Genomic DNA, 21,898 nt, shown 5'->3' on the forward strand with positions numbered 1-21,898 from the left:
AGAAAGTACTGAGACTCACTGTCAAAAAAGACCCGAGACAGCACACAACATCGGATTTGTTCTCACTGGTGCCGCTTCTCACCACGCTTTCGGTTTGATTGCCACAGACCTACTACCGAATCTTCATACCCTGGACACGGGCCAGTTCTTCCCCCGCTGGACCTGGGAACCTGTCCAGGCGCCCGAGGGTGAGCTGGACTTCGGCAGGGGCACGGCGGCGTCGATAAGCGAGCCCGGCCATGAAGGTGAAGTCCTCGACGGTTACCGCAGGGTCGACAACATCACCGACGAGATTCTGGCTCTCTACCAGGAGGCACTCGGTGCGGATGTGTCGAAGGACGACATCTTCTACTTCGTCTACGGCCAACTCCACGATCCCGGTTACCGGGAGGCCTATGCGGCGGACCTGAAGAAGATGCTCCCGCATATTGAGACGCCCACGGACCGGGCACGGTTCGATCAGCTGGCAGTTGCCGGCCGGGAGCTGATGGACCTGCACATCGGCTACGAGGATGTCGAACCATGGCCGGTGGACATCCAGGTCAAGAAGACCGCTGACCCGCAGGACCGGGAAACCGGGCGGGTGACGAAGCTGAAGTGGGCGAAGGTGCGCGATCCGGAGACCAAGAAGCTGGTCGACGATCGCACCACGCTGGTCTACAACACCAGGGTGACCATCGCCGGTATCCCTCTGGAGGCCGATGAGTACATGCTGGGGGCCCGTTCCGCCCTGGCGTGGATCATCGACCGGTACCAGGTGAAAAAGGACAAGGCGTCGGGCATCGTCAATGATCCCAACGACTGGGCCGATGAGGTGGGAAACCCGCGCTACATCGTGGATCTGATCGCCAGAACCACCCGGGTAGCTGTGGAAACCGTGCGGATCGTGGACAGTCTGCGACGTTACTAATGAGACTCAAGTGACTGGAGTTATTCAAAACACGGGCCTCTCCCCCGTTTTCCCTGTAGTCTGGCGACCATAACTTCATAACGATGTTTCCGATGATCACCAGGAGAGTGACACAATGAACACCCGCATTATGAAGACCATTGCCATCGCTGCCAGCGCCGGACTTTTCCTCGCTGCCTGTGCCGATACCGACGACACCGTCGCCGATGATCCCGGAACGGTGACCACGACCGCCACGACACCGGGTGCGTCCCCGGTCGAGACCACCATGACCACCGCTGACACCGATCCGCAGATCGAGGGCGAGGATCCTGTCTTCCGCGTCATCGACGCGGTGCTGGCCGAGTACTCGGACGGCATCATCGTGGACATCGACCGCGAGGATGACGCGGACAGCTTCGAGATCGACGTGGTCCAGGGCGAGGACCTCATCGAGCTGCAGGTCGATTTCGACGGCGCTCTGCGCGAGGACGATCGCGAGGGCGACGGCGAGCAGGTCCTCCGCGCCCAGGACGCGACCGTCACGGCTGAGGATGCCATCCAGCAGGCCCTGGAACTGCACCCGGAGGGGCTGCTGGATGAGGCTGAGCTCGACGAGGAGGATGGCACCCTGCAGTGGAGGATTTCACTGGATGACGCCGACCGCAATGACCTGGCAGAAGTGGACATCGCCGCGAACTAACGCCTGCGTCCACCCCGTACCTCCAGAAGGTCTCCCACGCAGTGGGGCACCTCCTGGAGGTTTTTTGGTTCAGGCAGTGCCGGTCCCGGCGCCGAGGTCACCTCTTCCGGCGGCGCACCAGCACAGCCAGGACGAGAAGAATGAACACCGCTCCAACGACGACCGGAGCACGGAGAAGCCTTGTCTCCGGCACCTCATTGCGCTGCTCGAGGCCACCGGAACCGGATAGAACCTCAGCCTGCTTCGCCACCGGCTCCGGCTGATCCTCCACGGATACATCTCCGGCACCCGTCAGACGTTCCTGTGCCCAGTCCGCGAAGTCCTCGCTGGTGATCACCGGCTTGTCGTATTTGCGTGCGAGTTCGGCCTTGGTGTCCTGTGCGTCCGGGTCGTCGCTGACCAGCAGGTCGCAGGTGCTCTTCGTCACCGACTGCTTGTACTCCAGATCGAGCTCCTCGCAGAGGTCGGCGAGTTTCTCTCCGTGCGGGTAGTGCTGGCCGTCGATGAAGACCGAACCGCGGAAGGCCACGCGGGTGCCGTCACGGAGGAGTTCGTTCAGGTCATCCCCGGACGTCGGCACGTCAGGCGCCGGCGGAATATGTTCCGGGGAGACCGCGTCAGTGGGGTCAGATAGGGAGGACACGCCCGAAACATACCAGGATTCCCGACTTTTCTGGGGATCCTCAGATTTCCCCGAGCTCCGCCAGCAGCTCCAGACCCCGTTTCGCCCATGCGATCTCCGCCTCGGCGTGGAGCACGCGCCCCTCATAGGAGAAGCGTTTGAAGGCGGTGACCTTCGCTCGGTCCCGGTCCGGGACGTTCTCCAGGCGCCGCACGAGGGTGGGGTTGCCGCCGCTTTCCACGCGGTGGATTTCATCGAGTGCCAGACGACGCTGGTTCTCGAAGTGAGAGATGTGTTCCCGCAGGAAGCTCGCCGCTGACTGCGGGGTTCCCCACTCCAGGTAGGCGGCCTTGAGCCGGGCGGGGTCCCGGTCGGCGACATAGGACATGGGTTCCTGCTGCCATTCATGCAACGCGTCCCTGCCCTGCTCATTGACCGTGTACTCGGTCTTGGTCTCCCCCTTGCTGCCCCAGGGCACCTCCCGGGTGTCCACCAGACCTTCGCGCTCCATCTTCCGCAGCTCGGGGTAGATCTGCGAGTTGGCGGCATGCCAGACATGGCCGACGGAGGAGGCGAACTTCTTCGCGGCGTCATAGCCGGTCATCGGACCCGAGGACAGCAGGGCGAGCAGAGCATTTCTGAGGGACACACCACATTCTTACCCCACCCAGCCACCGGGAGACCAGCACCCCCCTTCGCCGTGGTCAGCCCCATTTTGTGCAGCGCGGGAAAAATGCCCCCGAACTTTGTCTTGCGTTGGCACACAACATGCCCTACTGTGTGACCTACCCCACCAACTATCTAATAGATTAGATAGTTGGCTAGATAGAGCCAGGAGCCCATCATGTCCAACGCAGCCAACGCATCCGCTACGACGACCGCCAAGATCCTCCCCCACCCCCTCAACGCCTGGTACGTCGCGGCGTGGGATCACGAGGTGACCGCCAAGGAGATCATCTCCCGCAAGGTGGCCAACAAGTCGCTCGCGCTCTACCGCACCGAGGACGGCCGCGCCGTTGCACTGGCGGATGCGTGCTGGCACCGCCTGGCTCCCCTGTCGAAGGGCAAGCTGGTGGGCAAGGACGGCATCCAGTGCCCCTACCACGGCCTGACCTTCAACTCCGCGGGTCGCTGCACCGCCATGCCGGCCCAGGAGACCCTCAACCCCTCTGCCGCGGTGGCCTCCTACCCGGTCGTCGAGCAGTACCGCTACATCTGGGTCTGGCTGGGTGATCCCACCCTGGCCGATCCCACCCTGGTGCCGGACATGCACCAGATGACCCACCCGGAGTGGACCGGTGACGGCCGGACCATCGCCGCCGACTGCAACTACCAGCTCATCCTGGACAACCTCATGGACCTGACCCATGAGGAGTTCGTCCACGCCTCCTCCATCGGCCAGGATGAGCTCTCCGAGGCGGAGTTCGAGGTCACCCGCACCGAGGATTCCGTCACCGTCACCCGCTGGATGCGCGACCTCGATCCGCCGCCGTTCTGGAAGAAGAACATGAACGACAAGTTCCCCGACTACGAGGGCAAGGTCGACCGCTGGCAGATCATCCACTACTACTACCCGTCGACCATCTGCATCGACGTCGGCGTGGCCAAGGCCGGTACCGGCGCCCCGGAGGGCGACCGCAGCCAGGGTGTCAACGGTTACGTCATGAACACCATCACCCCGGAGACCGACCGCTCCTCCCACTACTTCTGGTCCTTCCAGCGCAACTACCGCCTGGACAGCCAGCTGATCACCACCCAGCTGCGCGACGGCGTGCACGGGGTCTTCGGTGAGGACGAGGCGATGCTCAAGGCCCAGCAGGAGGCCATCGACGCCAACCCGGACCACGAGTTCTACAGCCTCAACATCGACGCCGGCGGCATGTGGGTCCGCCGCATCCTCGAGAAGGCCCTCGCCGCCGAGAACCGCCTGGACATCCCCACCACCCACGCCCCGCTGCGGAAGAAGGCCTGATCATGAACCCCTCCATGAATGACTGGCAGGATGCGACGGTCGTCGCCACGCAGGATGTCGCCGAGCGCATCCGCCGCATCACCCTGCGCCCCACCCGCCCCGTCCAGGGCCGGACCATCCACCCCGGCGAACACCTCAAGGTGCAGGTGGACATCGGGGGCAAGGCTGACCAGCGCTCCTACTCCATCTCCGATGCCGCACAGGACGGCTCCGAGCTCTCGCTGACCGTCTTCCACACCCCGAACTCGCGCGGCGGTTCCGTCTTCATGCACACCCTGCAGGTCGGCGACACCCTGCGCGTCACCGCACCGCAGCAGAACTTCCCGCTGCGCGTCGGTGCCCCGCGCTATGTACTCGTCGCGGGCGGCATCGGCATCACCGCCATCCGCGGCATGGCCGCCCTGCTGCGCCGCCTCGGTGCGGACTACGAGATCCACTACGCAGCCCGCTCGCCGGAGGCCATGGCCTTCCGGGAGGAGCTGGCCGCTGATCACGGCGAGCGACTCCACCTCTACCTCGACTCCGAGGGTTCGCTTCTCGACGTCCCCGCCCTCATCGCGGGCATCAATGAAGGTACGGAACTGTACATGTGCGGGCCGATCCGCCTCATGGACGCCATCCGCCGCGCCTGGGAGGACGCCGGGCTGGAGCGCACGAACCTGCGCTTCGAGACCTTCGGCAACAGCGGCTGGTACGAGGCGCAGACCTTCCGTGTCAACCTCCCCCGCCTGGGGGTGTCCACCGAGATCAGCACCAACGAGACGATCCTCGAGGCCCTGCAGAAGGTCGGCGTGGAGATGATGTACGACTGCCGACGCGGCGAATGCGGCCTGTGCCAGGTCACGGTCGTCGATGTGGATGGTCACATCGACCACCGTGACGTATTCTTCTCCGATCGGCAGAAGGACTCCTCGGAGAAACTCTGCGCCTGTGTCTCCCGGGTCGTACCCCGCGAGTCCCTGTCCGTTGCCGCCAACGCTCAACTGAGCATCGACGTCCCCTGAAAGGTCCTGCCATGGACATCAGAAAAGCCATCGACACCACCCCGATGAGTGCCTACCAGTGGTACATCGTGGGCCTGGCCACCTTCCTCAACGCCCTGGACGGCTACGACGTCCTGGCGATGGCCTTCACCGCCAACTCCGTCACCGAGGAATTCGGCCTCAGCGGTAGCCAGCTCGGCTCCCTGCTCAGCGCTGGCCTGATCGGTATGGCCCTGGGCGCGCTCATTCTCGGCCCGTTGGCTGACCGCTTCGGCCGCCGCAACATCCTCATCGCCGCCCTGGTCATCAACACCATCGGCCTGGCACTGTCCGCCACCGCAGGTTCCGCCACCGAGCTGGGTCTGTGGCGTGTGGTCACCGGCCTGGGCATCGGCGGCATCCTGGCCACCGTCACGGTGATCACCAGCGAGTACTCCAACAACCGCAACCGCGGCATGGCAGTGAGCATCTACACCGCCGGCTACGGCCTGGGTGCGACCCTCGGTGGACTGCTCGCCGCCCAGATCATCCCCGTCTTCGGCTGGCGCTCCGTCTTCGCCGCCGGTGCCGCACTGACGCTGGTCTCCATCGTCTTCGTCATCGTCAGCCTGCCGGAATCGGTCGACTACCTCCGCGCCAAGCGCCCCGCGGGCGCCGAGGCCCACATGCTCAAGATCGCCCAGCGCATCGGCAAGCCCGGCATCACCGGCTTCGCCACCCCCGCCCCCGGCGCGGAGACCCGTAAGGTGCGCCTGACCGATCTGGTCACGGGAGATTTCCGTTCCACCACCCTCAAGCTGTGGGCCGCGTTCTTCTTCATCATGTTCGGCTTCTACTTCGCCAACTCCTGGACCCCGAAGCTGCTCGTCGAGTCCGGCATGACGGAGAACCAGGGCATCATCGGCGGCCTGGCGCTGACCCTGGGCGGCACTTTCGGTTCCCTCCTCTACGGCCTGATCACCGTGAAGTACAACGCCCGGCACACCCTCATGGTCTTCTCGGTGCTCTCGGCGATCACGCTCGTCGTCTTCATCACCACCACCTCGATCCCGGCGCTGGCCTTCTTCAGCGGTGTGCTGGTCGGCATGCTCATCAACGGCTGCATGGCCGGCCTGTATACGGTCACCCCGCAGAGCTACCCCTCCGAACTGCGTTCGAGTGGCGTGGGCTGGGGCATCGGTATCGGCCGCTTCGGTGCGATCCTCGCGCCGATCACCGTCGGAGCGCTTCTCGATGGCGGCTGGTCCCCCACCGCCCTCTACTCCGGTGTCGCCGTGGTCGTCGTCCTGGCGGCGGTCGCCCTCATCGGCATCCGTCCCCAGCTCGGCACCGCCGACTCCTCCGAGCCGGCATCTGCTGATGCGGCCAGGGAACCCGCTGCCGTGAACTGATCTGACTGCTGCTGCGCCGCCCTCCTTCCCCGGAGGGCGGCGCTCCTGCTTTCATCTTCGTTTCATCTTTGTCTCCTAGGCTGGACATTGAAGCCGGAAACGGCAGTAAATCCGATACCCGTACAGGAGTGAAGAACCATGAAAACCCGCAGTTTCATCGCGGCCGGTGTCACGCTGGCCATGTCCCTCAGCCTGGGCGCATGCACCGATTCCGCCCCGCAACCCACGCCCGAGACCATCTCGCTGTCCACTGAGGCAGGAAACCAGGCGGAGACCCCGGCCGCCACGACCACCACGGCCACCACGGCCACTGCCACCAGTCCGGAACAGCAGGCCGAGCAGACCGGGGAGGACCCGGTATTCGCCGCCATCGACGCTGCCCTGGCCGCCTACCCCGGCGGCATCGTCGTGGACGTCGACCGTGAGGACGGTCGCCACACCTACGACATCGACCTTGTCCTGGACAACCAGGTCATCGAGCTGGAGGTGGACGTGGACGGCACCGTCCGCGAGGACGATCGTGAGGGCGACGACGATGACGTCCGTGAGGCACGTGCCGCCACCGTCAGCGCCACCGAGGCCATCCGTGAGGCCCTGGACCGCCACCCCGGCGGCTACCTCGATGAGATCGAACTCGATGAGGATGACGGACGCCTGTACTGGGAGATCGAACTCGACGACGCCAACTTCAACGACCTGGCGGAGATCGACATCCCCGCCAACTGACAGCCGCTGACACCGTGCAGTACAACGCGCGGCGCACCCCTTCCCGCGGTGGGAGGGGCGCGTTAGCCTTTCAGCATGCACCCCACCGAGGAAGATCTCGCCGGATTCTTCGGCACCCATGACACTGAACGCCACCTGTACGACGTGTTCGCGGGCAGAACACTCGCAGGATTCCCGGGCACGCGCGTGAAAGTCCACCGCACCCAGATCAGCTTCTACCACCCTCGTCTTTTTGCGGCCGTCTGGCTCCCCGTGCGGGCTGTGCGAGGCCGACCCGAGGCTTATGTGGTGGTGACCTTCATGCTGGACAGACAGCTGGATTCACCCCGCATCGTCGAGTCCGTCGAGCCCCGCCCCGGGCGCTGGACCCACCATGTACTGGTCTCCACCCCACAGGAGATCGATGACGAGCTACTGGGCTGGGTGGAACAGGCCAGGCAGCTCGCCGACCATGGATAGCGTGCCACGATGGCGCCCATGAGGAGCTGGCCGGGGAGACATCGCGCGGGGGGAACCCGGGACCAGTCCGGGCGAGAGCGTCGATAAGCGGAAAAACCGGCGCCCCCGACAACCTGGTGGTTGTCGGGGGCGCCGGCCGAGGAGTTTAGGCGAAGACGGCGGAGGCCTCGTCCAGGCGGGCGACCTGCTCGGCGCTGAGCTCGAGCTTCGGCGCGGCCATCAGCGCCGGGAGCTGGTCGGCGGTGGAGGCGGAGGCGATCGGGGCGGTGACCCCCTTGGCCATCAGCCAGGCCAGTGCGACGGTGGCAGGCTCCGCGCCGGTCTCCTTGGCGACCTCGCGCAGGACCTCAATGGTCGCGAAGGCGTCATCGGTGGCCTGGCCCTCGGCAAAGCCCTGGCGGGCCTTGCCCTCCAGATCCTCCTTGGCAGCGTACTTGCCGGTCAGCAGGCCGGAGGCCAGGGAGAAGTAGGTGAAGACGGCCGGGCCGAACTCGTCGACGATCGGCTTGATGCCGGTCTCGTAGTCCTTGCGGGTCAGCAGGTTGTAGGCCGGCTGGACGGCGACGGGGCGGGCCGGGGAGTCAGCGGACTTCTCGAAGAACTCACGCAGGCGCTCCGGGCTGTAGTTGGACAGCGCCAGGTGCTTGATCTTTCCGGCCTTGATGAGCTCCTCGGCGATGGTGATCTGCTCCTCGATGGAGACGGTCTCGTCATCGTAGTGGTGGTAGAAGATGTCGATGGTCTCCAGGCCGAGACGCTCGAGGGAGGCGTCGACTGCGGCGTTGGTGGCCTCACGGCTGCGGCCGGTGTGGGGCTCCAGGCCGCCGGACTTGGTGGCGATGATCAGGTCACCCTTGCCCCGGGCCTTGAGGTACTCGCCGAGGACGATCTCGGACTCGCCACCCCGGCCGTCCTCCTGCCAGACGGCGTAGAGGTCGGCGGTGTCGATGAAGTTGCCGCCGGCGGCGACGAAGGCGTCGAGCACCGCGAAACTCTGCTCACGGTCGGAGGTCCAACCGAAGGTGTTGCCACCCAGGTTGAGGGGGTAGATGTCGAAGTCGGTTCCCTTGATGTGGGTCATGTTCTCGTTCACTCCTGTGTTGTGGTGTTTTCCGGGTACGTCCACTACTGTAGGTGGTATTACTTTAACTTTCAAGTTTCACCGATGAAACGGCCCCTACCTGCTGTATTAGGATGAATATCCATGAACGACACCCGCTGGCTACAACCCGAGGAATCCGCCACCTGGCTCTCGCTGTGGTCCGTGACCAACTGGTTGCCCGCCCGTCTCGACGAACAGCTCAAAGCCACCTCCGGCGTCGGACTGACCGACTACTTCGTCCTCGCCCAGGTCTCCATGGCCCCCGAGCAGAAGATCAGCATGACCGAACTGGCCGCCCTCTCCGACATGACCGCCTCCCGGCTCTCCCACACCGTGGCCCGCCTGGAGAAACGCGGCTGGGTCCACCGCTCCCCCGACCCCACAGACAAACGCACCAACATCGCCCACCTCACCGAGGAGGGCATGGACTTCCTCACCTCGGCCGCCCCGGGGCATGTGGAGGCGGTGCGCAGCCTCATCTTCGACGCCCTTGAACCCGAGGAATCCCGCGAATTCGGCCGACTGCTGGGCAAGGTCCTCAGCCGGCTCGACCCGCCCCGACTGCCACGCGCCTAGAACTGCTTCTCGACACCCGCCGCCACGATCGACCGCATGATCTGCGCAGTCTCCGTCGGCGTGGTGCCCACGTGCACACCGGCGGCCTCCAGGGCCTTCTTCTTCGCCGCGGCCGTGCCCACCGAACCCGTGACGATGGCGCCGGCATGCCCCATCGTCTTGCCCTCCGGGGCGGTGAAACCAGCAATGTAGCCCACGACCGGTTTGGTCACGTTCTCCCGGATGAACTCCGCCGCGCGCTCTTCTGCATCGCCGCCGATCTCCCCGATCATGATGATCGCCTCAGTGTCCGGGTCAGCCTCGAAGGCGGTCAGCGCATCAATGAAGGTGGTGCCGATGACCGGGTCACCGCCGATGCCGATGGCCGTGGAGATGCCGATGTCCGCGAGCTCATACATCATCTGATAGGTCAGGGTGCCCGATTTGGAGACCAGCCCCACCGGCCCGGAGCCGGTGATGTGCGCCGGGATGATCCCCGCCAGTGAGTCCCCCGGGGTGATGATGCCGGGACAGTTCGGCCCGATGATGCGCGTGCCGCCCACCTGCTTCGCGTGCGCCCACGCCTCCGAGACGTCCCGGACGGGGATCCCTTCCGTGATGACCACGGCAAGCGGTATCCGCGCGTCGACAGCCTCGAACATGGCGTCCCGCGCGAAGGCCGCGGGCACGAAGATCACCGAGACATTCGCCCCGGTCTCATCCATCGCCTCGGCCACCGTGCCGAAAACCGGCAGCTCCGTACCATGCAACGTGAGAGTCTGCCCCGCCTTGCGGGGGTTGGTGCCGCCGACGATGTTCGCGCCGGCGGCCAACATGCGGGTGGTGTGCTCCCGCCCCTCGTTGCCCGTGATGCCCTGGACGATGATCCGGGAGTTTCCGTCGAGGAATACCGACATGGTTTCAGCCCTGCACTTTCTGCTGCTCAGCGGAGGGGGAGGCGGCGAACTCGGCGGCCCGGTCAGCCGCCTCGTCCATGCTCCATACGCCCGTGACCAGCGGATGATCGTATTCCGCGAGGATCCGGCGGCCCTCGTCGACATTGTTGCCGTCGAGGCGCACCACCAGAGGTTTGGTGGCGGCCTCCCCCAGTGCCTCCAGCGCGGCGACGATGCCGTGCGCCACATCATCGCAGGCGGTGATGCCCCCGAAGACGTTGACGAAGACGCTCCTCACCTGCTCATCCGCCAGCACGATCTCCAGAGCGGCGGTCATGGTCTCCGCCGAGGCCCCGCCGCCGATGTCCAGGAAGTTGGCCGGTTTCTGCCCGCCATGTTTTTCACCGGCTGCGGCCACGACGTCGAGGGTGGACATGACCAGACCCGCACCGTTGCCGATGATCCCCACTGAACCATCGAGCGTGACGTATTTGAGCCCTTTGTCCCGGGCCTGCTGCTCCAGCGGGTCGAGATGCCCTGCGGCCTCCGCCAGTGCCGCCCGGTTGTCGTGACGGAAGGCCGCGTTGTCGTCGAGGGTGATCTTCGCGTCGATGGCGATGACCTCCCCCTGTTCGGTGAGCACCAGCGGGTTGACCTCCACGAGGGTGGCGTCCTCTGCGCGGTAGACCTCATAGAGTTTCTGCAGCACCGGCACGACCAGCTCCCCGACCTCCTCGTCGAAGCCGGCCGCTGCCACGATCTCACGGGCCTTGGCCTCGTCGAGCCCGGTCAAGGGGTCAACCTCGACCCGCGCGAGGGCCTCGGGCTTCTCCTCCGCGAGTGTTTCGATGTCCATCCCGCCCTCGGTGGAGCACATCGCCAGGTAGGAGCGGTTCGCGCGGTCCAGCAGTACCGAGAAGTAGTACTCCGCCGCGATGTCCACCGCCTGCGCGATCATCACCTGTTTGACGGTGTGACCTTTGATGTCCATTCCCAGGATGTCGCCCGCGGCGGTGGCCGCCTCCTCCGGCGTGTGGACGAGCCGAATGCCCCCGGCCTTGCCGCGACCACCGATCTTGACCTGCGCCTTGACCACAGTCACCCCGCCGATCCGGGCGGCCGCCTCACGGGCCTCCTCCGGAGTGGCAGCAACGTCCCCCCGTAGGACGGGAACACCGTAATCCTCGAACAGGTCGCGGGCCTGATACTCGAACAGATCCACGTGGCATCCCATCCGCAGCCTCGTCAGCCGCTGTTGTGTGCTTCTGTATCTATACAGTGAACTCTATCACTCTGAGTGCAGGCGGACCGGGAGAAATGGTCGTCGAAAAGGCGTCGTCGAGAGGACCCGTCCTCTCGACCAGGAGTGGGCTGATATCGGGGAGGTGATCTCGACGACGTGGTCCCGCCCAGGTGGGCGGGGCGTCGGGAAGCACCAAAAAGCGCCGCCATCCGATACGGATGACGGCGCTGTGATGCTGATGGATCAGCGGCTCACGCGAAGCGGAGGCTTAGCGTGCGGCCTCGATCTGGACAGTCTGGGCGATTGCCTCGATGACACCGGCGACCTTGACGGCCTCCCAGACCTGCTCCTTGGTCAGACCCTCCTCGCGGACGGTGTTGGCGTGGGCGACGACGCAGTTCTCGCAACCGTTGATGGTGGAGACGGCGAGCGACCACAGCTCAAAGTCGACCTTGTCAACGCCAGGCTTGGCGATGATGTTCATGCGCAGGCCCATCTTGACCTGGGAGTAGTCATCACCCAGGAAGTGGCGGGCACGGTAGGCCACGTTGTTCATGGCCATCACGGTGGCGGCACCGAGAGCTGCCTCGAAGGCCTCCTCGGAGAGGTGCTCCTTGGCCTCCTCGGCGATCTCGGAGAACACCGTGTCGTTGCGGGTGGCGGCAGCGGAGGCGACCAGTGCGCCCCACAGCTGCTGCTCGTTCAGCTCGGTGGACCGGGTCAGGGAACCCAGGTTGAGCTTCTGGTCCTTGGCGTATTCCGGCAGTGCGCCGCGCAGGTTCTCGATCGACATGTTTACTTCAGGGACTCCTGGACGACGTCCATCTTGTCGATGTTCTTGGTCGGGTCGTTGGCCTGCCAGTTGCATGCGCAGACCTCTTCGGACTGCAGGGCGTCGAGGACACGCAGGACCTCGTCGACGTTGCGGCCGACAGCGTCCGGGGTGACAGACACGAACTGGATGATGCCGTCCGGGTCGATGATGAAGGTCGCGCGGTCAGCGACGCCGTCCTTGTTCTCGACGCCGAGCTCGCGGATGAGCTCGTGCTTGATGTCGGAGAACATCGGGAACGGGACGTCCTTCAGCTCCGGGTGGGTTGCGCGCCAGTTGAAGTGGGCGAACTCGTTGTCGATGGAGCCGCCGAGGACCTGGGTGTCGCGGTCCTGGAACTCCTCATCGAGCTTGCCGAAGGCAGCGATCTCGGTCGGGCAGACGAAGGTGAAGTCCTTCGGGTAGAAGAAAACGACCTTCCACTTACCCGGGTAGGAATCCAGGGAAACGGTCTCGAAGTAGTCCTCCGGCTGCTGGGCGTTGACGCCCTGCAGGTCGCCACCCTTGAGGGCGGTGAGCTCAAACTCAGGGAACTTCTCTCCAACGGTCATGATTGCCATGCAAATGTCTCCTCGAAAAATGTGGTGAAGGCCCGTAGGAAAAGGTGATATCAGTTACCTTTTCGTTAGCCAGTTACCATTATGCACTGTCAATACAGTTTCGTCAATTAAAAAAACTTGTAAGTTAGTATAAAGTAATAGGCATGAGCAATAAAGAGTATCGTCCCACCCTTTCCCAGCTGCGGACCTTCGTGACCATCGCCGAGAACAAACACTTCGGTACCGCCGCCACCAAGCTGGGCATCTCCCAGCCCTCGCTCTCCCAGGCGCTGGTCGCCCTTGAGCACGGCCTGGGCATCCAACTCATCGAACGCTCCACCCGCCGCGTCATCGTCACACCGGCCGGAGAGCAGCTGCTCCCCTACGCCAAGTCGACCCTCGACGCTGCGGAGGCCTTCATCGCCCACTCACGTGGCACCCACGGTACCCTCATCGGCCCCCTGACGATAGGCATCATCCCCACCGTCGCCCCCTATATTCTGCCCACCCTGCTGACCGCGATCAACGAGAAGTACCCGGACCTCGTTCCCCACATCGTCGAGGACCAGACCCGCCACCTGCTGCAGATGCTCCGTGACGGTCACCTGGACCTGGCCATCATGGCCCTGCCCTCGGAGACCTCCGGCGTGGCCGAGGTACCGCTCTACAACGAGGACTTCGCGGTGGTCGTCCCCGACAACCACCCCCTGGCCGGCCGCACCGACCTCGGACTGGCCGAGCTCGACCAGCTCGACCTGCTGCTTCTCGACGACGGCCACTGCCTCCACGACCAGATCGTCGATCTGTGCCGCAAGGCCGACCTCAACCCCACCGAGGCGACCAACTCCGTCACCCGGGCCTCCTCGCTGACCACCATCATGCAGCTGGTCGTCGGGGACCTGGGTTCGACGCTGGTGCCGGTCTCAGCGCTGAACACCGAGTGTCAGCGTCCCGGCCTGGCCGTCGCGCGCTTCCGCGACGACGTCACGGCCCAGCGCCAGATCGGCCTGGTGCACCGTTCCTCCAGCTCACGCGCGGAGGAGTTCCACATGCTGGGTCAGCTGGTCACCGAGGCCTTCCACGCTGCCGTCGCGGAACCGGTCAGCGCGTGACCGGTGCCGGCAGCGGTCCGGCCGCGGCCTGACGGAACATCATCGCCTGCATGAGCAGCAGGGCCGGGGTGAGCACGATGAGTGCCAGACCGAAGGTGACGATCGCCGACACAACAACCACCAGGCCCGCGACAATGTTGAAGGCGAGCAGACGGCCGTAGTTGCGCAGCCCGGCGCGGAAACCCTGGGAGATGCCGCCGCCGAGACCGGCGCGCCGGTCAATCACGAACCACACCATGAACATGGTCAGCGGGGCGATGAGCACCGCGATCAGCATGATCAGGGCGATCCCGGCGAAGAGACCGCCCAGGAAGGCCAGCGACTCATCCGTCGAGGACATCTGGCTCTCGCCGATGGGATTGGCTGCCAGGAACAGGGGCACTGCGAGAGCCGCAAAGAGGACGCTCGTGGCGATCTGGAGCAGGATGCTCAGGCCGAAGGCGGGGCCGAAGTTGACGTTGTCGGTGAAGTCCCCCAGCCCGATCTTCGCCTTGTCCACCTGCCGGAGGGCACCGTGGTAGACGAAAATCATCAGGGCGGCCAGCGCCAGCCCGAAGATCAGCTGGGCACCCTGGTAACCGAGGCTGGTCTGCACCGCCGCACCGGCATCGAGGCCACCGAAGGCGAGTTCGATGAGGATCGAACCGGCCATGATCACGATTCCCAGGACGAGACCGCCGACGATCCACACCAGCCAGTTGCGGAAGACAGCCCCGAAGGCCCAGCTCACGGCCTCCAACGGCTGGACCTTGCCGGTACCCTGCGGCTGACTGTAGGCGGGCTGCCCGTACATCGGCTGGCCGGCGCCGTAACCGGCGTAGCCCGCACCGTAGCCTGGGGTGTCCTCGGGGTGCGGTGTGGAGGGGTAGGACGGGTACTGCGGCCGTTCGTTGGACGGCTCACCCGCCCGGTCATCAGAGGGGTCGTTCGGGGTGGACATGAGTCCGCCTTCCTGGTTTCTCGCGGTCTGGTACGCGACCAACGATAGGCGAAGGGGCGGTAAGCGGTAGGATCTGGCGTCAATCATGTCTAATCCTTCTGCAGCCCCGGTCACCCGCGAATCCCTCCTCCAGCGACTCGCCGATGTCTCGCTTGCCGACGAGCGCTCCTTCCGCCGTCGCCTGCACAAGGCCCGCGCCCCGAAGGCGCTGGCGGCGATCGCGGCGGATGTGGAACGCGCCGTCGAGAAGCGCGCCCTCATCGAGGCCGGTATCCCCGAGATCGAGTACCCCGAATCCCTGCCTGTCTCCGCCCGGCGCGAGGACATCGCCGAGGCGATCGAGAACAACCAGGTCGTCATCATCGCCGGTGAGACCGGCTCCGGTAAGACCACGCAGATCCCGAAGATCTGCCTGGAGCTGGGCCGTGGCCGGCGTGGCCTGATCGGGCACACCCAGCCGCGGCGCCTGGCGGCCCGCACCGTCGCCGAGCGTATCGCGGAGGAGCTCGGCCAGGAGATCGGTGGGACCGTCGGTTACGCGATCCGTTTCGACGACCGCGTCTCCGCCACCTCCGCCGTCAAGCTCATGACCGACGGCATCCTGCTCGCCGAGATGCAGCGGGACCGTTTCCTCAACGCCTACGACACACTCATCATCGACGAGGCCCACGAACGTTCCCTCAACATCGACTTCCTGCTGGGCTACCTGCGCCGGCTGCTGCCGAAGCGGCCGGACCTGAAGGTCATCATCACCTCCGCGACGATCGACCCCGAACGGTTCGCGGAGCACTTCGCCGACGCCGAGGGTGAGCCCGCCCCCATCATCGAGGTCTCCGGCCGTACCTTCCCGGTGGAGATCCGCTACCGGCCCATGGAGTTTGAACGCGACGGGAAGGTCATCGACCAGGACCCCATGGACGCGTTGTGCGAGGCCTGCGAGGAGCTCATGCTCGAGGGTCCCGGTGACATCCTCTGCTTCTTCCCCGGTGAACGCGACATCCGCGACGCGATGGAGGCCATCGAGGGGCGGAAGTGGAAGGGCGTGGAGGTCACCCCGCTGTTCGGTCGCCTGTCCAACCAGGAGCAGCACCGCGTGTTCCAGCCGCACTCCGGCCGACGCATCGTGCTGTCGACCAACATCGCCGAGACGTCGCTGACCGTGCCCGGCATCCGTTATGTCGTGGACACCGGTACGGCGCGTATCTCGCGCTACTCCACCCGCAACAAGGTCCAGCGTCTGCCCATCGAGCCGGTTTCGCAGGCCAGCGCGAACCAGCGTTCGGGCCGCTGTGGCCGTGTGGCCGACGGCATCGCCATCCGCCTCTACTCGGAGGAGGACTTCAACTCGCGTCCCGAGTTCACCGACCCGGAGATCCTGCGCACCAACCTCGCCAGCGTCATCCTCCAGATGGCACTCATGCGCCTGGGGGACATCGCCGAATTCCCCTTCGTGCAGCCCCCGGAGAACCGCGCCATCCGGGACGGCCTCCTCCTGCTCCACGAACTGGGCGCCCTGACCAATGAGGAAAGCGACGGTCAGCCGGTCCTCACCCCCGTGGGCCGCGACATCGCCCGCATCCCCGTCGACCCCCGCATGGCGCGCATGCTCGTGGAGGCCAACCGCCTCGGTGAGCTCGATCCCCTCATCGTCATCGTCGCCGCGATGACCATCCAGGACGTGCGCGAACGCCCCCTGGAGCAACAGGCCCAGGCCGACCAGAAGCACGCCCGCTTCAAGGACACCACCAGTGACTTCCTCAGTTCCCTGAAACTGTGGGACTACATCAACCAGTCCCGCGACGACCTGACCGGCAACGCCTTCCGTCGCCGCATGAAAGCCGAGTTCCTCCACTACATGCGCATCCGCGAGTGGTACGACCTGGTCCGGCAGCTGCGTGAGGTCACCCGCCAGCTCGGCTGGTCGACGCGTCACGACGTCACCGGTGACCGCAACCCTGATGCCATCCACCAGTCACTGCTCGCCGGCCTGCTCTCCCACATCGGTTCCCGGGACGGCAACACCCGCGAGTTCAAGGGCGCGCGCGGCACCCGCTTCATGATCTTCCCCGGTTCCTCCCTGGCCAAGAAACCGCCGGAGTTCATCATGGCCGCCGAACTGGTGGAGACCTCCCGCCTGTGGGCCCGCGACGTGGCGAAGATTGAACCAGCCTGGGTGGAGAAACTCGCCGGCCCGCTGCTCAAGCACCAGTACTCCGAACCGGCCTGGTCCCGGAAGCGCGCCTCCGGCATCGCCCACCAGAAGTCCACCCTCTACGGTGTGACCATCATCGCCGACCGGACGGTCCCCTATCACCGGGTCGATCCCGAGGCAGCCCGCGACATGTTCATCCGGCACGCCCTCATCGAGGGCGACTGGACCACCCACCACACGTTCTTCCACTCCAACGTGGAGAAACTCGAGGCCGCCGCGGAGATCGAGGAGAAGGCCCGCCGCCGCGGCATCCTCGTCGACGAGGACACCCTCTTCGACTTCTACGACTCCCGCCTGCCCCAGACCGTGACCACCGGTCGCCACTTCGACAGCTGGTGGAAGAAGGAGAGGCAGGACAACCCGCAGCTGCTCGACTTCGACCCCGAGGCGCTCCTGGGTGACGACGCCGGTTCCATCACCGAGGAGGCCTTCCCCGACACCTGGCGCAAGGGCAGCATCGACTACGACCTCGAGTACCGCTTCGAACCCGGCCACCCGCAGGACGGTGTGACCATCCTCGTGCCCATCCCGCTGCTGGCCGGCATGGACCGCGAGGGCTTCGACTGGCTGGTGCCCGGCCTGCGTGAGGAGCTGATCACTGAGCTCATCCGCACCCTGCCGAAGGAACTGCGCCGGACCGTGGTGCCCGCCCCGGACTACGCCGCCCGTGCCGTGTCCCGCCTGATCCCCCACGAGGGACCCGTGGTGGAGCAGCTCGCCGAGGTCCTGCGTTCCCTGGGCGGACGCATGATCTCCGCAGGGGACTTCCGGCCCTCCGCGCTGCCCGCGCACCTGAAGATGACCTTCGGAGCCGTGGACAAACGGGCCAAGGTCGTCGACGCCGACAAGGACCTGCGCGCCCTGATTGACCGCAACGCAGGCTCCATCCGGTCCTCGGTGTCGAAGGTCTCCCGCACCAGCGAATCCCAGGCCGTGGCGAAGTGGACCCCGGAGAATCTGGGTACCGTCGCTGAGGAGGTCACCACGGTGGTCGACGGCCACGAGGTCACCGCCTACCCCGCACTGGTGGCCACCCCGGGTGGCGTGGAGATCCGCGTGCACCCCACGAAAGCCGCTGCGGAGGCATCCATGATCACCGCCACGCTGACGCTGCTGATCCGGGAGATCACCGTCAACGCGAGCCAGATGACCAAGGGGTTGCCGCTGCAGCAGCGGGTCGCGGTGGACAACTATCCCCATGGTGGGGCCGCAGGCCTCGTCGAGGATGCCCGTGTCGCCGCCATCCGTGATCTGATGCTCGAGCACGGTGGTCCGGTGCGGTCCCCGGAGGAATTCGAGGAGCTGAAGAAGAAGGTCTCCCCCGATGTACCCGGTGCGGTCCGCCGCACGGTGGTCTCCCTGGCACCCGCGTTGATCGAGTACCAGTCCGTGGCCGAAGAGCTTGCGAAGTGGAGCGGTGGGGCCATCGACGACATGAAGGCCCAGCTGGAGTTCCTCCTGCCGCGCAACGCCGTGACCATCCACGGGGCAGCACAGCTGCGGCATCTCCCCCGCTACCTGCAGGCAGTGCGTATCCGGCTCGAGGAGATGGGGCAGGACCCGGACAAGGACGCTGACCGCCAGGACGAGGTCGAGGAGGCGCAGACCTATCTCAACCTGCGCCTGGCGAAGCTGCCGAAAGGCAGGGAGAAGACACGCGAGGTCAAGGACATCCGCTGGATGATCGAGGAGCTGCGGGTCAGCCTCTTCGCCCAGCGGCTGGGAACCGCCCGCCCCATCTCCCTGCGCCGGATCCAGAAGGCCGTGGACAAGCTGCGCTGACGCTCAGCCCTCCAGGGCTGCGGCTGCGGTCTCCTCCTCACGGGCGCGGCGACGCATGAGTCGGATCTCCGACTCGAAGTCCTCCGCGGACTCGAAGGACTTGTACACCGAGGCGAAACGCAGGTAGGCCACCTCATCCAGGGCCCGGAGGGGTTCGAGGATGGCCAGTCCGATGTCGTTGGCATCCACCTGCGAACTGCCCTGGGAACGGACGATCTCCTCCACCTGCTGGGCCAGGCGTTTGAGTGCGTCGTCGGAGACATCGCGGCCCTGGCAGGCGCGGCGCACACCCAGAATGACCTTGTCACGGCTGAAGGGCTCGGTGACGCCGTTGCGCTTGACCACCAGCAGCACGGCTTTCTCGATCGTGGTGAAACGCCCGCCGCATTTGGTGCACTCCCGGCGACGACGGATGGCGGTTCCCGCGTCGATGATGCGCGAATCGATGACTCTGGAGTGGTCATGGTGGCAGAACGGGCAGTACACGGCGTGTCTTCAGTACCTTTCGGGGACGGGACCGGCAGAAATCACTGGCACTGATCCTACCCGCCGGGAGCGGTGGCCCTAACCGTTCTGCGGGACGACGGGGCGTTCCGCGACAGTCGGGGAGGCGGGGGCATCCTCCTCACCTGTCCCCACCAGGCAGGCGCTGGCCACCGCCAGACCCAGCAGGGCTCCGAGAAGATAGGTCAGGCCGGTCTCCCGGGGGCCGGTCCCCTGCTCCGCATGGTCGTTCCCCCACACCTCCATACCGTTCGCGGTTTCCCGCCCCTGCGTTCGAGGCCACGGACGGAGCGTTCGAACGTGCCGCTCGGCGGCGCTGCCCTCATTGAAGCCCGAGGGCTCCCACACGGCAGCTGCAGACACACGGCTGCCACCACTGCCCTGATCGCTGTCACCTGCACTGGAACGGTTGCGGAAGGTGGTCATCACGGGACCCTTTCGTTGACTACGGCGAGAATATCGGGAATGCCCAACAGATTCGAACAGAAACACCGTTCAGATGTTCGAACTAGATGGTATGTTCGATTTATAGCACCAGCCGGAAACTTTGTCCACGGAACCGGCAGATCAGTCGAACATCCGTACCAGAACGTGGTACACATGTATCAGGTGAATGGCACGCTGAGCGCGGACCATTCGAACAGTCGCCACCCGCACCACCGACCTCGTACCCAAGGAGCGAGTAAGGACCATGACCCGTAAGAGCAAAACCAGTAGTCCCACCCCTTCGGGCAAGCCCGATCCCGCCACCCTCTCGGACCGGCAGCGACGGATCCTGGAGGTCATCCGGGATGCCGTAGTGCTGCGCGGTTACCCGCCGAGCATCCGGGAGATCGGTGATGCCGCCGGCCTGCAGTCCACCTCCTCCGTGGCCTACCAGCTCAACCAGCTGGAGAAGAAGGGCTTCCTGCGCCGTGACCCGAATAAGCCACGTGCCGTGGATGTCCGCACCCTCCCCTCCACCGATATGGGGAAGAAGCCGGGCCGCCGCGCCGGCGCGAAGGGCCCCCAGGCGCCCGCCGGGGCCACTGCCGCGAACTTCATCCCGGTGGTCGGCCGGATCGCGGCCGGCTCCCCGATCCTGGCTGAACAGGAGGTCGAGGAGTACTATCCGCTGCCGGCCGACCTGGTCGGTGACGGCGAGCTGTTCATGCTGCAGGTCGTGGGCGAGTCGATGAAGAACGCCGGCATCCTCGACGGCGACTGGGTGGTTGTGCGTTCCCAACCTGTCGCCGAGCAGGGCGAGTTCGTCGCCGCACTTATCGAGGGAGAGGCCACCGCGAAGGAGTTCCACAAGGATTCCACCGGCATCTGGCTGCTGCCCCATAATGAGGACTTCGCCCCCATCCCGGGCGACAAGGCGGAGATCATGGGCAAGATCGTCTCGGTGTTCCGCAAGCTCTGATGCGCATCGCCGGATCCGGGCAACCGGCACGGCAAAAACCCACATCATCCCACCGGAACGGACGGACAGTAGGGGCGGGCGGGCCCGGGGGCGAGCCCGTTCCCGCCCCTTATTCCTCCCCCATTCCTACTGCTTGATCGGCATTCCCTCCCGCGCTGCCCGTTATTTTGGAACAATGGCAGAAACAGACATTCCCCCACTGTCCGATGTCTTGCTGCGAGGCATCCGAGGAGGATCCATGTATGCAGAGGAACGCCGGCGACAGATCGCCTCCCTCACCGCCGTTGAGGGGCGGGTCAACGTCACTGAACTGGCCAATCGTTTCGACGTGACCGCTGAGACGATCCGCCGCGATCTCGCTGTGCTCGACAGGGAGGGGGTGGTGCACCGAGTCCATGGCGGAGCTGTTGCCAGCCAGAGCTTCCAGACCACCGAGTTCTCCCTCGATGCCCGATTCCGTTCCGCCCCCACCGCCAAATCGGCGATCGCGCGCGCGGCCCTGCGCTTCCTGCCGGAACCTCACCGTGGTCTCTTCCTCGACTCCGGTTCCACCATCGGTACGCTGGCGGACCTCATCGCCGAGCAGCCCAACGCCGGCCAGTGGTCGATCGTGACCAACAGCCTGCCCATCTCACTGAATCTGGCCAACAAGGGACTGCGGGAGGTGCAGTTGCTCGGGGGTTCGGTCCGGGCCATCACCCAGGCCGTGGTCGGTGACACCGCCCTGCGGACACTGGCGCTCATGCGGGCGGACGTCGCGTTCATCGGTACCAATGCCCTGACCCTGGACCACGGCCTGTCGACCGCTGATGCCCAGGAGGCGGCCATCAAGTCAGCGATGGTGACCAATGCGCACAAGGTGGTCGTCCTCTGCGACTCCACCAAGCTGGGCACCGACTACCTGGTCAGTTTCGCCAGCATCAATGACATCGACGTCCTCATCACCGACTCCTCCGCCCCGGAGTCCTACCTGGCGAACCTGCGCGAGCGCGAGGTCGAGGTCATCATCGCCGACGACTGACCTCCGCGCC

The 21,898-nt window shown here is 65.4% G+C and carries 22 protein-coding genes; 12 read left to right on the forward strand and 10 right to left on the reverse strand.

The window, feature by feature from the left end; all coding sequences use genetic code 11:
* The coding region (locus tag EAH68_RS11420; protein ID WP_164546477.1) for a type ISP restriction/modification enzyme at nucleotides 1-910 on the forward strand (910 nt) is incomplete at its 5' end.
* A gap of 115 nt (nucleotides 911-1,025) precedes the next feature.
* Nucleotides 1,026-1,592, forward strand: coding sequence for a PepSY domain-containing protein (locus EAH68_RS11425; RefSeq protein ID WP_126121473.1), 567 nt, complete (start codon nucleotides 1,026-1,028; stop codon nucleotides 1,590-1,592).
* 97 nt (nucleotides 1,593-1,689) lie between these two features.
* Here the strand turns inward: EAH68_RS11425 and EAH68_RS11430 are convergent, their stop codons facing one another.
* Both EAH68_RS11430 and EAH68_RS11435 read right to left on the reverse strand, forming a co-directional pair.
* A complete protein-coding gene (locus EAH68_RS11430) occupies nucleotides 1,690-2,235 on the reverse strand; it encodes a hypothetical protein (protein ID WP_126121474.1) in 546 nt (181 codons plus the stop codon).
* Between the two features lie 40 nt (nucleotides 2,236-2,275).
* Entirely contained in the window at nucleotides 2,276-2,863 is a 588-nt protein-coding gene (locus EAH68_RS11435; RefSeq protein WP_126121475.1) for a PadR family transcriptional regulator, read from the reverse strand.
* 195 nt (nucleotides 2,864-3,058) lie between these two features.
* Here EAH68_RS11435 and EAH68_RS11440 point away from each other — a divergent pair, with 195 nt between their 5' ends.
* The 5 genes from EAH68_RS11440 to EAH68_RS11460 all read left to right on the forward strand — a co-directional run bounded on the left by EAH68_RS11440 (nucleotide 3,059) and on the right by EAH68_RS11460 (nucleotide 7,745).
* Nucleotides 3,059-4,186: an aromatic ring-hydroxylating dioxygenase subunit alpha gene (locus tag EAH68_RS11440; RefSeq protein WP_126121476.1), complete on the forward strand. Its 1,128-nt coding sequence runs from the start codon at nucleotides 3,059-3,061 to the stop codon at nucleotides 4,184-4,186.
* A gap of 2 nt (nucleotides 4,187-4,188) precedes the next feature.
* A complete protein-coding gene (locus EAH68_RS11445; RefSeq protein WP_439647632.1) occupies nucleotides 4,189-5,190 on the forward strand; it encodes a PDR/VanB family oxidoreductase in 1,002 nt (333 codons plus the stop codon).
* A gap of 11 nt (nucleotides 5,191-5,201) precedes the next feature.
* Complete coding sequence (locus EAH68_RS11450; RefSeq protein WP_126121477.1) at nucleotides 5,202-6,560, forward strand: MFS transporter; 1,359 nt, start codon at nucleotides 5,202-5,204, stop codon at nucleotides 6,558-6,560.
* A gap of 138 nt (nucleotides 6,561-6,698) precedes the next feature.
* The gene (locus EAH68_RS11455; RefSeq protein WP_126121478.1) at nucleotides 6,699-7,286 is read left to right on the forward strand and encodes a PepSY domain-containing protein; all 588 of its coding nucleotides are present in this window, start codon (nucleotides 6,699-6,701) and stop codon (nucleotides 7,284-7,286) included.
* A gap of 75 nt (nucleotides 7,287-7,361) precedes the next feature.
* Entirely contained in the window at nucleotides 7,362-7,745 is a 384-nt protein-coding gene (locus EAH68_RS11460) for a DUF5655 domain-containing protein (RefSeq protein ID WP_126121479.1), read from the forward strand.
* A 145-nt stretch (nucleotides 7,746-7,890) separates the two neighbouring features.
* On the opposite strand, the gene EAH68_RS11465 is transcribed toward EAH68_RS11460, so the two are convergent.
* The gene (locus EAH68_RS11465; protein WP_126121480.1) at nucleotides 7,891-8,826 is read right to left on the reverse strand and encodes an aldo/keto reductase; all 936 of its coding nucleotides are present in this window, start codon (nucleotides 8,824-8,826) and stop codon (nucleotides 7,891-7,893) included.
* Between the two features lie 123 nt (nucleotides 8,827-8,949).
* Between EAH68_RS11465 and EAH68_RS11470 the strand changes: the two genes are divergently transcribed.
* Nucleotides 8,950-9,423 carry a MarR family winged helix-turn-helix transcriptional regulator gene (locus EAH68_RS11470; RefSeq protein ID WP_126121481.1) on the forward strand — a complete coding sequence of 158 codons (474 nt, stop codon included), beginning with the start codon at nucleotides 8,950-8,952 and terminating at the stop codon, nucleotides 9,421-9,423.
* Here the strand turns inward: EAH68_RS11470 and sucD are convergent.
* The 4 genes from sucD to EAH68_RS11490 form a co-directional block, all read right to left on the reverse strand.
* Nucleotides 9,420-10,319: a succinate--CoA ligase subunit alpha gene (gene sucD, locus EAH68_RS11475; protein WP_126121482.1), complete on the reverse strand. Its 900-nt coding sequence runs from the start codon at nucleotides 10,317-10,319 to the stop codon at nucleotides 9,420-9,422. The genes EAH68_RS11470 and sucD overlap by 4 nt on opposite strands.
* A gap of 4 nt (nucleotides 10,320-10,323) precedes the next feature.
* Nucleotides 10,324-11,520, reverse strand: coding sequence for an ADP-forming succinate--CoA ligase subunit beta (gene sucC, locus EAH68_RS11480; RefSeq protein ID WP_126121483.1), 1,197 nt, complete (start codon nucleotides 11,518-11,520; stop codon nucleotides 10,324-10,326).
* Between the two features lie 289 nt (nucleotides 11,521-11,809).
* Nucleotides 11,810-12,334, reverse strand: a complete 525-nt coding sequence (gene ahpD / locus EAH68_RS11485; protein WP_126121484.1) for an alkylhydroperoxidase, AhpD family — start codon at nucleotides 12,332-12,334, stop codon at nucleotides 11,810-11,812.
* A 2-nt stretch (nucleotides 12,335-12,336) separates the two neighbouring features.
* On the reverse strand, nucleotides 12,337-12,933 hold the full coding sequence (locus EAH68_RS11490; protein ID WP_126121485.1) for a peroxiredoxin: 597 nt from the start codon (nucleotides 12,931-12,933) through the stop codon (nucleotides 12,337-12,339).
* Nucleotides 12,934-13,076: 143 nt separating this feature from the next.
* On the opposite strand from EAH68_RS11490, the gene EAH68_RS11495 reads away from it, so the two are divergent.
* Complete coding sequence (locus EAH68_RS11495) at nucleotides 13,077-14,024, forward strand: hydrogen peroxide-inducible genes activator (protein WP_126121486.1); 948 nt, start codon at nucleotides 13,077-13,079, stop codon at nucleotides 14,022-14,024.
* Here EAH68_RS11495 and EAH68_RS11500 read toward each other — a convergent pair.
* Entirely contained in the window at nucleotides 14,014-14,964 is a 951-nt protein-coding gene (locus tag EAH68_RS11500) for a hypothetical protein (RefSeq protein ID WP_126121487.1), read from the reverse strand. The genes EAH68_RS11495 and EAH68_RS11500 overlap by 11 nt on opposite strands.
* Before the next feature lie 85 nt (nucleotides 14,965-15,049).
* Between EAH68_RS11500 and hrpA the strand changes: the two genes are divergently transcribed.
* Nucleotides 15,050-18,958 (forward strand): ATP-dependent RNA helicase HrpA, encoded by a 3,909-nt coding sequence (gene hrpA, locus EAH68_RS11505; RefSeq protein ID WP_126121488.1) that lies wholly within the window; start codon nucleotides 15,050-15,052, stop codon nucleotides 18,956-18,958.
* A gap of 3 nt (nucleotides 18,959-18,961) precedes the next feature.
* On the opposite strand, the gene nrdR is transcribed toward hrpA, so the two are convergent.
* Nucleotides 18,962-19,444 (reverse strand): transcriptional regulator NrdR, encoded by a 483-nt coding sequence (gene nrdR, locus EAH68_RS11510; RefSeq protein ID WP_126121489.1) that lies wholly within the window; start codon nucleotides 19,442-19,444, stop codon nucleotides 18,962-18,964.
* Between the two features lie 78 nt (nucleotides 19,445-19,522).
* Nucleotides 19,523-19,888 (reverse strand): hypothetical protein, encoded by a 366-nt coding sequence (locus tag EAH68_RS11515; RefSeq protein WP_126121490.1) that lies wholly within the window; start codon nucleotides 19,886-19,888, stop codon nucleotides 19,523-19,525.
* 265 nt (nucleotides 19,889-20,153) lie between these two features.
* Between EAH68_RS11515 and lexA the strand changes: the two genes are divergently transcribed.
* Together lexA and sugR are read left to right on the forward strand one after the other, a co-directional pair.
* Nucleotides 20,154-20,867, forward strand: coding sequence for a transcriptional repressor LexA (gene lexA / locus EAH68_RS11520; RefSeq protein WP_126121491.1), 714 nt, complete (start codon nucleotides 20,154-20,156; stop codon nucleotides 20,865-20,867).
* Nucleotides 20,868-21,105: 238 nt separating this feature from the next.
* Nucleotides 21,106-21,888, forward strand: coding sequence for a transcriptional regulator SugR (gene sugR / locus EAH68_RS11525; RefSeq protein ID WP_126121492.1), 783 nt, complete (start codon nucleotides 21,106-21,108; stop codon nucleotides 21,886-21,888).
* Nucleotides 21,889-21,898: the final 10 nt, after the last annotated feature.

This window comes from Corynebacterium hylobatis (assembly GCF_003955685.1).
Classification (GTDB): domain Bacteria; phylum Actinomycetota; class Actinomycetes; order Mycobacteriales; family Mycobacteriaceae; genus Corynebacterium; species Corynebacterium hylobatis.